Source organism: Gordonia sp. IITR100 (assembly GCF_002009645.1).
GTDB classification, from domain to species: domain Bacteria; phylum Actinomycetota; class Actinomycetes; order Mycobacteriales; family Mycobacteriaceae; genus Gordonia; species Gordonia hongkongensis.
Genome location: NZ_MVKV01000009.1, coordinates 151,699 through 165,074 on the forward strand (window position 1 = coordinate 151,699; position 13,376 = coordinate 165,074).

The 13,376-nt window shown below is 67.2% G+C and carries 12 protein-coding genes; 10 read left to right on the plus strand and 2 right to left on the minus strand.

Annotation, left to right across the window (positions count from 1 at the left end; genetic code table 11):
* Window positions 1-222 precede the first annotated feature (222 nt).
* The 10 genes from B1818_RS14445 (at window position 223) to B1818_RS14490 (ending at window position 12,291) form a co-directional block, all read left to right on the plus strand.
* A complete protein-coding gene (locus B1818_RS14445; protein ID WP_078113110.1) occupies window positions 223-699 on the plus strand; it encodes a hotdog fold domain-containing protein in 477 nt (158 codons plus the stop codon).
* A gap of 121 nt (window positions 700-820) precedes the next feature.
* Window positions 821-2,620 carry an N-acetylglutaminylglutamine amidotransferase gene (locus B1818_RS14450; RefSeq protein WP_078113111.1) on the plus strand — a complete coding sequence of 600 codons (1,800 nt, stop codon included), beginning with the start codon at window positions 821-823 and terminating at the stop codon, window positions 2,618-2,620.
* Complete coding sequence (locus B1818_RS14455) at window positions 2,617-4,530, plus strand: S9 family peptidase (RefSeq protein WP_078113112.1); 1,914 nt, start codon at window positions 2,617-2,619, stop codon at window positions 4,528-4,530. Before B1818_RS14450 ends, B1818_RS14455 begins: the two co-directional genes overlap by 4 nt.
* 8 nt (window positions 4,531-4,538) lie before the next feature.
* Complete coding sequence (locus B1818_RS14460; protein WP_078113145.1) at window positions 4,539-5,231, plus strand: GntR family transcriptional regulator; 693 nt, start codon at window positions 4,539-4,541, stop codon at window positions 5,229-5,231.
* Between the two features lie 122 nt (window positions 5,232-5,353).
* The gene (locus B1818_RS14465) at window positions 5,354-6,997 is read left to right on the plus strand and encodes an NCS1 family nucleobase:cation symporter-1 (protein WP_078113113.1); all 1,644 of its coding nucleotides are present in this window, start codon (window positions 5,354-5,356) and stop codon (window positions 6,995-6,997) included.
* 138 nt (window positions 6,998-7,135) lie between these two features.
* Window positions 7,136-8,143, plus strand: coding sequence for an alpha/beta hydrolase (locus B1818_RS14470; RefSeq protein ID WP_058252349.1), 1,008 nt, complete (start codon window positions 7,136-7,138; stop codon window positions 8,141-8,143).
* Entirely contained in the window at window positions 8,140-9,000 is an 861-nt protein-coding gene (locus tag B1818_RS14475) for an SDR family NAD(P)-dependent oxidoreductase (RefSeq protein ID WP_058252350.1), read from the plus strand. The genes B1818_RS14470 and B1818_RS14475 overlap by 4 nt, the downstream gene beginning before the upstream one ends.
* Window positions 9,001-9,043: 43 nt before the next feature.
* A complete protein-coding gene (locus tag B1818_RS14480) occupies window positions 9,044-9,967 on the plus strand; it encodes a hypothetical protein (RefSeq protein WP_058252351.1) in 924 nt (307 codons plus the stop codon).
* Between the two features lie 10 nt (window positions 9,968-9,977).
* Window positions 9,978-11,471, plus strand: a complete 1,494-nt coding sequence (locus B1818_RS14485) for an NAD(P)/FAD-dependent oxidoreductase (RefSeq protein ID WP_078113114.1) — start codon at window positions 9,978-9,980, stop codon at window positions 11,469-11,471.
* A gap of 4 nt (window positions 11,472-11,475) precedes the next feature.
* Complete coding sequence (locus tag B1818_RS14490; protein ID WP_242697054.1) at window positions 11,476-12,291, plus strand: MerR family transcriptional regulator; 816 nt, start codon at window positions 11,476-11,478, stop codon at window positions 12,289-12,291.
* Here B1818_RS14490 and B1818_RS14495 read toward each other — a convergent pair.
* Together B1818_RS14495 and B1818_RS14500 are read right to left on the minus strand one after the other, a co-directional pair.
* Window positions 12,250-12,906 carry a hypothetical protein gene (locus tag B1818_RS14495; protein WP_176455926.1) on the minus strand — a complete coding sequence of 219 codons (657 nt, stop codon included), beginning with the start codon at window positions 12,904-12,906 and terminating at the stop codon, window positions 12,250-12,252. The two genes, B1818_RS14490 and B1818_RS14495, sit on opposite strands and share 42 nt — an antisense overlap.
* On the minus strand, window positions 12,893-13,324 hold the full coding sequence (locus tag B1818_RS14500) for a PPOX class F420-dependent oxidoreductase (RefSeq protein WP_078113115.1): 432 nt from the start codon (window positions 13,322-13,324) through the stop codon (window positions 12,893-12,895). The genes B1818_RS14495 and B1818_RS14500 overlap by 14 nt, the downstream gene beginning before the upstream one ends.
* Window positions 13,325-13,376: the final 52 nt, after the last annotated feature.

Consider the following 13,376-nt stretch of genomic DNA (forward strand, 5'->3'; position numbering starts at 1 on the left):
CGGGACCGTGAACCGATATCGGGGCACGCGTTACACGCCCAGTCCCCGTAGACCGGGCCTGGGAGTCATTCACCTGATCGCGACCGCGGGTCTGGCACATGGCACAACCTGCGTCCGCCGGTCAAGGCAACCCGAACAGTATGCATCAGGTCGGGAGCACGATCAAATCAGCGCCGGCGACCGTCGGCAGAACCTTACCTGACCGATGAGTAAGATGCCGCCATGAGTTCCACGAACCCCACCTTCGCCCTGCGCAAGAAGCTGCCCGCCACTCCGCTGGGCAACGTCCTCTTCTCACTCGGCATGGTCGCGAAGGTCCCGTACTTCGGCACCGTCCTGCCTCTCGTGCAGGAGATGGAGCCCGGCTACTGCAAGGTCACCGCACCCAACTGGTTCGGCGTCCACAACCACATCGGCACCTTCCACGCGATCGCGGCGTGCAACCTCGCCGAGGCCGCGATGGGGATGCTGATGGAGGCCACCACGCCCACCACCCACCGTTGGATTCCCAAGGCGATGCAGACCAGCTATCTGACGAAGGCCACAACGCGCCTGACCGCCGAGGCGCGACTGGCCGACCCCGTCGACTTCGACGCGATCACCACCGGCACCGACGTCACCGTGTCGGTGAGCATCGTCGACACCGAGGGCGTCGAGGTCGTGCACTGCGACATCACCACCTGGGTGACGCCGAAGTAGTCGCCCCGCCCGGGGTGCCGTCCCGACCGGCTGCTCCTAGGGTGGGAGGATGCCTCCGCCCGGGGCACCAGGGCACCAGCGGCACCGGAGTACGACAGCTAACGAGGAGGACCACCGACCCATGTGCGGAATCTGCGGCGAGATCCGGTTCGACGGGACGGCTCCGGATGTCTCGGCGGTCGACGCCATGACCTGCGAGATGACGCGTCGCGGCCCTGACGGCTCGGGCGTCTTCTCGAAAGGCGCTGTGGCGCTCGGTCATCGGCGCCTGAAGATCATCGACCTGACCGAAAAGGGCAGTCAGCCGATGATCGACCCGGCACTCGGCCTGGCGTTGGTCTTCAACGGCTGCATCTACAACCACCACGAACTGCGCGCCGAACTCGAGGGCAAGGGCTACACGTTCTTCTCCCACGCCGACAGCGAGGTCATCCTCAAGGCGTTCCATGCCTGGGGCCCCGACTGCGTCGACCACTTCATGGGCATGTTCGCGTTCGCCGTCGTCGACACCGACACCGGCGTGGTCACCCTCGGACGGGACCGGCTCGGCATCAAACCGCTCTATTTCGCCGACACCCCCGGTCGACTCCGGTTCGCCTCGTCGGTGCAGGCACTCCTGCGCGCCGGCGACGTCGACACCTCCATCGATCGGGTGGCGTTGCACCACTACTTCAGCTTCCATGCCGTCGTCCCGGCACCGCACACCATCTACAACGGCATCCGGAAGCTGCCGCCGGCCACCGTCATGACCATCCAGCCCGACGGACGCCGCACCGAACGCCGTTACTGGGAACCGGCTTTCGAACCGCATCCCGACCGCCGGGACTGGGACGAGAAGCGATGGCAGCACGAACTGCTCGACTCGCTGCGGACGTCCGTGCGCCGGCGGATGGTCGCCGACGTCCCGGTCGGTGTGCTGCTGTCCGGGGGCGTCGACTCCTCGCTGGTCGTCGCGCTGCTCGCCGAGCAGGGTCAGACCGACCTCGCGACCTTCAGCATCGGATTCGATTCCGCGGCCGGGGAATCGGGGGACGAGTACGCCTACTCCGACCTCATCGCCGACACCTTCGGTACCGACCATCACAAGATCCACATCGGGACCGACCGGTTGCTGCCCGCGATCCCGGACACGGTCGCGGCGATGGGCGAACCGATGGTCAGCCACGACTGCGTCGCGTTCTATCTCCTGTCGCAGGAGGTCAGCAAGTCGATCAAGGTGGTCCAGTCCGGTCAGGGCGCCGACGAGATCCTCGGCGGGTACAGCTGGTACCCCCCGCTGCTGGACGTGACCCGGGAGAAGACGACGCGCGCGTACGCCGACGTGTTCTTCGACCGCGACGACGTCGACATCCGCGGCATCCTCGCCGACGACTACCTCACCGAGGCCGGTTACGACCCCAGCTTCGAGTTCGCCTGGGCCCACCAGTCCGCACCGGGCGCGGCCACCGCCGTCGACGCCGCCCTCCGCCTGGACACGACCGTCATGCTCGTCGACGACCCGGTCAAACGCGTCGACACCATGACGATGGCCTGGGGTCTGGAGGCCCGCGTCCCGTTCCTCGACCACGAGTTCGTCGAACTGGCCGCCACGTGTCCCCCCGATCTCAAACTCGCGCACGGCGGCAAGGGCGTCCTCAAGGAGGCGAGCCGGGCGCTGCTGCCGTCGGCGGTCATCGATCGCACGAAGGGGTACTTCCCGGTGCCGGGTATCCGCCATCTGACCGGCGGTGTCCTCGATCTCGTGTCGGACACCCTGCGGTCGAAGGCGGCCCGAGATCGCGGCCTGTACCGTCCCGAGGCCCTCGACCGACTGTTCGCCGATCCCAACGGGATTCGCACGAGACTCGACGGCAACGAACTGTGGCAGGTCGCCCTGCTGGAGATGTGGTTGCAGACGATGGAAGCGAACGCCCGACGGTGACCACACTCCGTTTCGACGACCGCGGCTGGAAGACCTACGGCGCCTCGCTCTCTCCCGACGGGAGCGCCTTCGCCTACATCGTCGACGAGGGCACCGGTTATCCGCGGGCCGCGCAGCGATCGCTCTCGCGGGACGGCGTCGGCGAGTTGCGCTGGGTGCAGCTCCGATCCACCGGTCCGGTCCGAAAGGTGGTGCACTCCACGGACGGTCGCTGGCTGGCGGTGGAGATCGCGCCGAGCGGCGGTGAGCACCACCAGGTGTGGGTCGTCACCACCGATCCCGACGACGACACCGCCCATCGCATCGCCGCGACGCGACCCGACGGGCGATCGTTCGGCACGGTGGGTCTGGTCGGCTGGGACACCGACTGGGTCCTGATCACCGCCATCGATCAGGACGGCACCTCCCACGCGCTCCGCGTGCATCCGGGGACCGGGACGACACTCACCCTCGATCAGCGCGTCGGCAGCGTGCTGATCGACTCGTGGAAGGGTGCCACCCTCGTCCGAGTAGGTCCGCGGGGCTATCACGACATGCTGCTGCTGCGCCGCCGCCCCGAGTCGGGTGACGACGAGATCACGATGACCCCGCTGCTGCCACAGGATCCGGGCGCGGTCACCGACCAGGGTTACCTCCTCGACCAGGGTTTCGACCACTCCTCCCTGGTGTTCGTCCCCGCCCCGAACGAACCGGCCCGCGACCTCGACAGCGTCCAGGCGCTGGTGCGCAGCGATTTCGACGCCAAGTTCCCGCGGCTTCTGGGAGTCGAGGTCAGCAAGTTCGGCGTGCGCTTCCGGGTGATGGCCCAGCGCGTCGACATCGGCCTCGACGAGTTCGCGGTCAGCCACGACCAGTCGACCGTCGCCCTGCTGTGGAATGTGCGGGGCTGCAGCGAGTTGCAGATCATGACCCTGCCCGATCAGACCCTGCACCCGCCCATCGACCTGCCCGGCGAGGTGGCCTCCGATCTCTCGATCAGTGCCGCCGGGTCGGTGGTGACGGTGACGGTGTCGAGCCCGCAGCACTCCCCCCTCGTTCATCTCGTGGATGTCGCCAACCGGCAGGTGTTCCCGGTCCGCGACGACGTCGTCGCCGGCGAGGGGCCGTCGTGTCTGCTCCGGCCCGAACTGATGGAGTTCTCGGCGCGCGACGGTATGCCGTTGTCCGGCTTCCTGTTCCGCGCCAAGCGGACCGCCGGCACGGCCGCGCCCGGCCCCACCCTGCTCTACTTCCACGGCGGACCCGAGGGGCAGTCGCGCCCGGACTACCAGTTCTTGTTCGGTCCCCTCGTCGACGCCGGGATCACGGTCTTCGCCGCGAACGTCCGCGGGTCGTCGGGATACGGCCGGTTGTTCGCGCACGCCGACGACCGTTACGGACGGTATGCCGGGATCGACGACGCCGCGGACTGTGCCGAGTTCCTGTGTCGACAGGGCATCGCCGACCCCGACGCGGTCTACTGCTCCGGCCGTTCGTACGGCGGTTATCTGACCCTGGCATGCCTGACATTCCATCCCGAGCTGTTCGCCGCCGGGATCGCCATCTGCGGCATGAGTGACCTGGAGTCGTTCTTCCGCAACACCGAACCGTGGATCGCGGTGGCGGCCTACACCAAGTACGGACATCCGGAGTTCGACCGTGAACTCCTCGCCGACCTGTCGCCGATCCACCGGATCGACGCGGTGCGCGCGCCGCTGCTCGTCGTCCACGGAGCGCACGACACCAACGTGCCGGTGAGCGAGTCGCAACAGATCGTCGCCGAACTCCAGGCACGCGGCGCCGTGGCCGAGATGCTGATGTTCGACGACGAGGGTCACGAGATCGTCAAGCGGCACAATCAACATCGGCTCACCGAGGCGGTCGCCGACTGGATCGCGCGTCACCCGTCCCGGAACCGGTCGTCGCGATGAACCGGCGGATGACCGACCGCCTGCTCGCCCAGCTCGCCGAGACGCGTTCGGCCAACACACGTGCGAATGTGCTCGAGGAACTACGTCGACTGATCCTGTCGGGTGGCGCGCCCCCGGGGACCCAACTCCCGCCGGCCGAGATCGCCGACGCCTTCGATGTCAGTCCGATCCCGGTCCGCGAAGCTCTGAAGACGCTGGTCGGCGAAGGCCTGGTGGTGCACCGTCCCGGAGCGGGGTACCGGGTGAGTCAGCTGTCCACCGAGGAGCTACGCGAGATCTACTTCGTCCGAGGCACTCTCGAACAAGCAGCACTCGCCCGGTCGGTCGGCTTGATCGACGAGTCCTCCCTGGAGACCGCACGCGCACACCACATTGAGCTGCTCGCGGCGGTGAAGTACAACGACGGCAAGGCTTTTCACGACATCTCCCGCGAGTTCCATCGCGCTCTCACCGAGCCGTGCGCGATGCCGCGGCTGCTCAACATGTTCGAGGCGACCTGGAATCTCACCGAGCCGTTCCAGGTGATGAGATCGGTGACCGCCGAGACCCAGCAGGCACTCAACACCGACCACGCCGACCTGCTCGCGGCGTTCGGCGACCGAGACACCACTTCGGTCCTCGACGTCGCGCACCGTCACCACCAGCGCCTAGAGAGCGCCGTCATCGAGACCGCCGCACTCCTCGACGTCCGCCACGACTGAGCCCCGGCGAAATATATCTGCCCGTTCATCGCGGGGTAACAATCCGTTCTTACATTTCTCCCATCAGCGTGCGCCCCGTACGACTTCCGACCCCGGCCGCTGACCAGGACCAGGAGAACGCAATGTCCACACCACCCTCCGGGACGCCCGGACCGCAGGCACCCGCGGCCACGTCTCACACCGGCGCCGCCGGTGAGAGCGTCATCAAGTCCACCTACGACGACCGGCTCACCAACACCGATCTCGCGCCACTGAAGGAACAGAAGTGGACGTGGTACAACATCTTCGCCTTCTGGATGTCCGACGTGCACAGCGTCGGCGGATACGTGTTCGCGGGCAGCCTCTTCGCGCTGGGCATCGCGGCCTGGCAGGTGCTGGTGGCGCTCGTGGTGGGCATCGTGGCCGTCAACATCCTGTGCAACCTGGTCGCGAAGCCCTCCCAGATGGCGGGCGTTCCCTACCCGGTGACGACCCGGGTCTCCTTCGGCGTCAAGGGCGCCAACATCCCGGCCATCATCCGCGGCGTGATCGCGGTCGTCTGGTACGGCATCCAGACCTACCTCGCCTCAGTCGCTTTCGGCCTCCTGGCGCTGAAGTTCTGGCCCGGACTCGAGCCCTGGGGCGAGGTCGAACAGCATGGTTTCCTCGGATTGTCCGCGCTCGGCTGGGCGGGTTTCATCCTGATGTGGATCCTGCAGGCGTTCGTGTTCTGGAACGGGATGGAGACCATCCGGAAGTTCATCGACTTCTGCGGTCCCGCAGTGTATGTCGTCATGATCGCGCTGGCGGCCTACCTGGTCGTCGAGGCCGGTTGGGACAACGTCAGTCTCGACCTGTCGGTCGGCGACGGACTCTCGGGATGGTCGTCGTTCACGATGATGATCAGCGCGATCGCACTCGTGATCTCCTATTTCTCCGGTCCGATGCTCAACTTCGGTGACTTCTCGCGTTACGGGCGCACTTTCGGCGAGGTCAAGAAGGGCAACTTCTGGGGCCTGCCGGTCAACTTCCTCTTCTTCTCACTCCTCGTGGTGTGCACGGTCTCCGCGGCGGTCACGGTCATCGGCACCGACGAGGACGGCAACATCATCACCGATCCGGTGCACATCGTCGATCGCATCGACAACACGACCGCCGCGGTGCTGGGCGTGCTCACCTTCGCCATCGCCACGATCGGGATCAACATCGTCGCGAACTTCGTCTCGCCGGCGTTCGACTTCTCGAATGTCGCGCCCACCAAGATCAGCTGGCGAACCGGCGGCATGATCGCGGCGGTCGGCTCGGTGCTCATCACGCCGTGGAACCTCTTCAACAATCCGACCGCGATCCACTACACGATGGACACCCTCGGCGCGGTCATCGGTCCGCTGTTCGGCATCCTCATCGCCGATTTCTACCTCGTCAAGAAGCAGAAGATCGAGGTGGACGAGCTCTTCACCATGAGGCCCGAGGGCGCCTACTGGTACCGCAACGGCTGGAACCCGGTTGCCGTCGGCGCCACCGCCATCGCGTCGATCCTCCCGATCGGTGTCGTCATCTTCGGCACCGTGTATCAGGCCAGCTTCACATGGTTCATCGGCGCGGGCATGGGCATGCTCCTCTACTGGCTCGGGATGAAGTTCGTGCCGACCCGCCTGATCTACGGACCCGCGGCGCTCGCTCGCATGACCGCTGACATCGAAGTGATGTCGGCGGAGCCCGAGACCGCGGGAACGCCGACCACAGAAGCCGCGTCCACCGTGCCCGGGGGCAGCACCCGGAACTGACGGGCGGTGAACCACCGGGCCGCGCGAGCATCTCGCGCGGCCCGGTCTGCTGTGTGTGCGGCTCCCGAACCCACCGCCCACCCCTGACGCATCCATTGTGCCATTGACAAATGGTACGGTTGCTGATGGTGTGAGTTGATGCACACCAGCACGACTCCGACCCCGCTGCCGACCCGCGCGTCGGCACGGGCCACCGTGACCGCCCATGCGACGAGGTGGGGGCTCGGCACGTTCACCGGCGCGATTCCACTGAATCCGCTGGGCATCCGACTCTCGCGCGGTCTCATCGCCGCGATCATGCGCACGCTCGGACGTACGCCATCCGGAACAACCGTGTATCCGGTCCGCGAGAACGGCATTCGCGGCGAGTGGGTTCTCGGACCGGATGTCCGACGGGGGCGCCGCGCGATCTACTACGTCCACGGCAGCGCGTACAGCATCTGCTCGGCTCGCACACATCGGTCGCTGGCCGCGCGGCTCTCTTTCGCGACCGGGATACCGGTGTTCGTCGTCGACTACCGTCTGGCGCCCGAGCACCGATTCCCCACCGCCGCCGAGGACGTCGCCGACGGCTTCGACTGGCTGCTCCGCCAGGGCTTCCTCCCTTCCGACATCGTGGTCGCCGGCGACTCCGCCGGCGGTCATCTGGCCTGCGATCTGACCCTCCGGCGCGCGGACGGCGGCGCCGCCCAACCCGCCGCGGTCGTCCTGTTCTCCCCGCTCATCGACCTCACCTTCGAGCTGGCGCGCACCCAGGAACGCATCCGGCGCGACCCGGCGATCACGGCTGCGGCGGCCGCCCGCCTGGTGGCGCTCTACACCCGCGACGTTGCCGCCGACGACCCGCGAGTCGCGTTTGATTTCGCTGCGGCACGGCACCTTCCACCGTTCCTCATCCAGGCGGGCGGCGCCGAGATGCTCAGCGCCGACGCCCGCCACCTGCACGAGCAACTCCGCGCGCACGGCGGTGACAGCCGGCTGGAGATCTGGCCGGGCCTGATGCACGTCTTCCAGGCCCTCCCTCGACTCGGCCCCGAGGCCGACGCCGCACTGCGGCGGGTGGCGCAGTTCCTGGGCGACCAGGCGGCGAACCGGCCGTCTCCGGCGACGGCCCCGGCTTCGCCCACCGAGGCGGACGCGTCATGATCACCGCGGTCGACGGAATCCGGCGCCGGTTCCTCCGGAATCCGTTGTCGCAGAATGCCCGCGCCCTCGTCACCGGTGCCGGCAGCGGGATCGGTCGCGCATTCGCGCTCGAACTCGGCCGACGCGGCGGCGAGGTGATCTGCGCGGACATCGACGAGACACGCGCCGACGAGACCGCGTCGCTGGTCACCTCCCGGACCGGGCGGGTGGCCCATGCGTTCACCTGCGATGTCGCCGACCGTGCCGCGATGACCTCGCTCGCGGCGTTCACCCGCGACACCTTCGACGGTCCACCGACTCTCGTCGTCAACAACGCCGGGGTCGGCATCGGGGGCCGCCCGGTCGGCGACATCGGGTTCGACGACTGGGACTGGACGCTCGGGATCAACCTCTGGGGTGTGGTGCACGGGTGCGAACTCTTCGCGCCGATGCTGCGCGAAGCGGGCCGCGGGGGGATCATCAACGTCGCGTCGGCCGCAGGGTTCGCCGCCGCGCCGGTGATGGCGCCCTACAACGTGTCGAAGGCCGGTGTGGTCTCGCTGAGCGAGACACTCGCCGCCGAGCTGGCCTCCGCCGGCGTCGGTGTCACGGTTCTGTGCCCCACGTTCGTCAAGACCAACGTGGCTCGCGACGGTCGGATCACCTCGGACGCACAGGATCTCGCCGGGACGCTGATGCGCTGGACCGGGGTGTCCCCGGCCGGCGTGGCCGCATCGACACTCGACGCCCACGATCTGGGGCGTCTCTACGTCCTGCCGCAACTGGACGCGCGCGTGATCTGGCATCTCAAACGACACTTCCCGGCGTCCTACGTCCGCGGACTCGGACTCCTCAACCGCCTCCTGCCGTCGTCCTGACCCGGCGACCTCAGCCCACCGACCACTCGAAAGGACCACTCTCATGGCCATCGACCTCGACAACATGCTGCAGAAGATCAAGGACCGTCAATGGGCCCTGATCGACATCGATTGGGACGCACCGGGCGCCGAGCTCATCGACCCCGACCTCCACGCCAAGCTCAAGCCCTTCATGAGTGACCTGATGTGGATCGAGAACGTCGGCGCACGGGGCTTCGCGGCCATGGCCAAGAAGGCGCCGACCCCGACGCTGAAGAGCATCTACGAGCACTTCCACGCCGAGGAACAGAAGCATGCCAACGCCGAACTGGCACTGATGCGCCGGTGGGGCATGCTCGACGGCGACGAGATCCCGTCACCGAATGTCAACGTGCAGCTGGTGATCAACTGGCTCGACCGACACTCCGACGACATGTCCCTGTCCTTTCTGGGAACTGTGATCCCGATGCTCGAGGTCGCGCTCGACGGCGCGCTGATCAAGTTCATCACCGACGAGGTCAAGGACCCGGTGGCCCAGGAGGTGTTCAGACGGATCAACTCCGATGAATCGCGGCACCTCGCAGTCGACTTCGAGGTGATGGAGATCCTCGGACACGCGGGGTTGCGCAAACGGACGATCGATTTCGTCGGCGGGTGGGTCAAGCCGACCTTCCTGATCGGAGCTCTCAGTTATGTACCGCTCCTGAACAAGATGCGCGACAACATCGTCGCGATGGGGGTCGACGAGGAACGGCTGTACAGCGCGATGAAGCGCTACCGGGCGGTGGGAGATCGAAGTGAGTACGTGCGGCGCCTGCCCATGTTCCAGGTGGTCGCGTACCACGGTGCGGCGGTGATCAATCGAGGCAACGTGCCCTACCACCTGTTCGCCGACTCGATGGTGAAGCTCACCGATCGCATCCCGTTCGGGCTGGTCCACCGAACACCCACGTGGTCGCAGGAACTCACCTACGAGCCGACGGCCTGAGGCGGCGGTGATGCACACCTCGGTGGCCATCATCGGAGCCGGATTCGCCGGTATCGGCGCGGCGATCCGTCTCCGGGAGCACGGAATCGACGACCTCGCGATCTTCGAACGCGACGACCGGGTCGGCGGCACGTGGCGCGACAACACCTATCCGGGTGCCGCGTGCGACATCCCGTCGCGCCTGTACTCCTACAGCTTCGCGCCCAACCCGGACTGGTCGCACACCTACTCGCGCAGTGCCGAGATCCTCGACTACATCCGGTCGATGGTCGACGACTCCGGGATCGGACCGCACATCCGGTTCGGCCACACGGTGACCGGGATGGAGTACAACGCCGACGACGGTCTGTGGACCATCACCTTCGACGAAGGGCACGAACCGGTACGGGCGCGCGCCGTCGTCCTGGCCTCGGGTCCGCTCGCGAACGCCTCCTTCCCCGACATCCCCGGCATCGAGGACTACGAGGGGCACAAGATCCACAGCGCACGTTGGGATCACGACTACGACTTCACCGGCAAGAAGGTCGCTGTCGTGGGCACCGGGGCGAGCGCGGTCCAGATCGTGCCGGAGCTGGTCGAGACCGCCGCGTCGGTGAAGGTCTTCCAGCGCACGCCCGGCTGGGTCCTGCCCCGCGCGAACGTGCGGACCCGTGCGACGACCAAGCGGCTCTATCGGGCGGTGCCCGGCACCCAGCGACTGGCGCGTTCACTCTGGTTCTGGGGTCACGAGACGGTGGCGCTGGGCGTCGTCTGGAACACTCCCCTGACCCGCGTCGTCGAGGCGGCCAGCAAAATGCACCTGCGGTCGCAGGTCGACGACCCGTGGCTGCGCCGGCAGCTCACCCCCGACTTCGCCGCGGGATGCAAACGACTGCTCATGACCAGTGACTACTACCCCGCGCTCCAGCGACCGAACTGCACACTGGTGACCTGGCCGATCGCCCGCATCGCCGAACGCGGCATCCGCACCGTCGAAGGTGTTGAGCACCAGTTCGATTGCATCGTGTTCGCGACCGGGTTCGACGTGTCCAAGACCGGGACGCCGATCCCGATCACCGGCCTCGACGGCCGCGACCTCGCGTCCGAGTGGGGCCGGGGCGCGTTCGCGTACCGCAGCGTCGCCGTGTCCGGCTATCCCAATCTGTTCTTCACGTTCGGACCCAACTCCGGCCCGGGCCACAGCTCCGCGCTGGTCTACATGGAGGCCCAGATCGACTACATCACCGAAGCGGTCACCCAGCTGCTCGAGAACGACTGGAAGGCTCTCGACGTGCGCGCCGAGGCGCAGGAGCGATACAACCAGGACATCCAGCGTCGACTGACCTCGACCACCTGGAACTCCGGATGCCAGAGCTGGTACCTGACCGACGACGGGTTCAACGCGACGATGTACCCCGGCTTCGCGACCCAGTACGTCAATCAGCTGCGCCGCGTCGAACTGCGCGACTACCGGATCCTCGTTCACCAGGACGCTCGGACTCCGGCCACCGCAGCGTTACAGTGAGGGGATGACCGAGTACCGGATCGACGACCTGGCGCGCGTGTCCGGGACCACGACCCGGAACATCCGCGGCTATCAGGAACGCGGGCTGCTCCCCCAGCCGCTGCGGCGCGGACGCGTCGCGATCTACACCGAGAAGCACCTGCGTAACCTCCGGGCCATCAACAAACTGCTCGGGAGCGGGTTCACCCTCAAGCACATCGCCACCTTCATGACGAACCCCGGCGCCCGCATCGGGGATGCGTTGGAGCTCAACGAGATCCTCGACGAGCACTGGTCGAGCACGTCACGCCCGGAGATCACCCGCGACGAGCTCGACGAGAGATTCGGTCCGCTGGACGATGCCCAGGTCGCGGCTCTCGTGCGAGCCGGTGTGATCTCCGAGACCCCGCGCGATGGGGTGTACGAGGCCATCGACCCGCGCATCATCGGAAACCTGGCGAAACTCGTGCGACGGGGCGTGCAGATCACCGCGCTGGCAGATGTCCACGAACGGTTCACCGCAAAGATCAACGAAGCCGCCGAGATCCTGCTCGCTGCCGCGCATGACGAGGTGGACCGACGCAAGGGCCCGGGCTGGCTGCCGGAGAACGACGACGACGTCGCCTGGGCGGTGAACCTGCTGGGGATGATGCGCCGAGTCGGAACCGAGAACGCCCACGCCGCACTCGACCGCGCCCTCGACACGGCGCTGGACCGGGAACTCTCGGCCCACCAGAGCGCCGTCGACGAGCGCGCGGACGCCGACGCGCCGCAGCCCGGCCGGGAATCCGTCGAGCCCTCAGCCGGACCCGTTGTGCCGCTTCAGCAGAACGACCAATGAGGCGAGGAAGAAGCAGATCGCTCCCACGAACGTACCGACCGTCGCGGCCACCGCGTCGGCGGTGACGCCACCCCTGGTCACGAATGCTCCGACGGCCGACACCCCGAATGCGACACACCCGATCCAGTTGATCAGCACCGACCACCAGTCCCGATCGCGGAGATCCCACCGGCGTCCGGTGGCGCGGGTGTAGCCGGCGAAGGCGACCGCGCCACTGATGAGGAAGGCGATGGACCCGCCCGCGTCCGGGGTCCAGACCAGGTGCCGGTCGCCCCAGATCGTATGCGCGACCAGAGCTCCCGTGGTCGACACGTTGAACAGGATCGTACCCACCGATTGCGTGGCTGCTGTGAGCCATTCGGCACGGATGACCGAACCGGGCGCCGACGACCGCAGTTCGGCCACGGTACCGCTGCGGATCAGCTGGATGAATCCGGCTGCGGTGAAGAACCAGGCGCCGACGAAGTAGCAGCTGTTGGCGAACCCGGCGCCCATCAAGTGGGCCAGCCCGGGGGCCGACCCCAGCGCGAACAGCGCCGACCCGATCATGAACCCCCAGCACTGCTTGGGCAGCGTCGGCGTCAGGAACGCATGTGTGCGGTCATGCAGTGACATCAAGGCTCGCGATGACCTTGCTCGGCTCGATCCAGATCCCCAGCTCGCCGGGGACCCCGTTGCGGGCTCCGAACTCCTCGGCCCGCTCGGCACCCATGTATCGCGCCCCGCACATCGTCGCGATGCGACGCACCTCGTCGAGGGCTTCGGTGACCCGCGCGATGCCTTGCACCTGCACGAACCCGAACGGCGGTTCGGGCAGGTCGACTGCCATCACGACACGTGGATCACGCAACAGCGCACGGCCTTTGGCAGTCGTGGCCCCGGTGTTGAACGCGATCCGGTCGCCGTCGAGGACGAACCACACCGGAACGACGAGCGGTCGACCATCGGCGGCGGTGTATCCGAGGTGCCCGGTCTTCGTGCCGCTGGTGAGGAATTCGCGGACGGCCGGGTCGGACAGCGTGGGCGCAGACATGCCTCTCACCCTAGAGAGACCCGGCCGCAACCGCGAGGTGTTCGGACCCGAC

Bases quoted from the DNA above. Each gene is read 5' to 3' on its own strand.
- B1818_RS14445 (WP_078113110.1), top strand. From the start codon at position 223: ATGAGTTCCACGAACCCCACCTTCGCCCTGCGCAAGAAGCTGCCCGCC.
- B1818_RS14450 (WP_078113111.1), top strand. From the start codon at position 821: ATGTGCGGAATCTGCGGCGAGATCCGGTTCGACGGGACGGCTCCGGAT.
- B1818_RS14460 (WP_078113145.1), top strand. From the start codon at position 4,539: ATGACCGACCGCCTGCTCGCCCAGCTCGCCGAGACGCGTTCGGCCAAC.
- B1818_RS14465 (WP_078113113.1), top strand. From the start codon at position 5,354: ATGTCCACACCACCCTCCGGGACGCCCGGACCGCAGGCACCCGCGGCC.
- B1818_RS14470 (WP_058252349.1), top strand. From the start codon at position 7,136: ATGCACACCAGCACGACTCCGACCCCGCTGCCGACCCGCGCGTCGGCA.
- B1818_RS14475 (WP_058252350.1), top strand. From the start codon at position 8,140: ATGATCACCGCGGTCGACGGAATCCGGCGCCGGTTCCTCCGGAATCCG.
- B1818_RS14480 (WP_058252351.1), top strand. From the start codon at position 9,044: ATGGCCATCGACCTCGACAACATGCTGCAGAAGATCAAGGACCGTCAA.
- B1818_RS14485 (WP_078113114.1), top strand. From the start codon at position 9,978: ATGCACACCTCGGTGGCCATCATCGGAGCCGGATTCGCCGGTATCGGC.
- B1818_RS14490 (WP_242697054.1), top strand. From the start codon at position 11,476: ATGACCGAGTACCGGATCGACGACCTGGCGCGCGTGTCCGGGACCACG.
- B1818_RS14495 (WP_176455926.1), bottom strand. From the start codon at position 12,906: ATGTCACTGCATGACCGCACACATGCGTTCCTGACGCCGACGCTGCCC.
- B1818_RS14500 (WP_078113115.1), bottom strand. From the start codon at position 13,324: ATGTCTGCGCCCACGCTGTCCGACCCGGCCGTCCGCGAATTCCTCACC.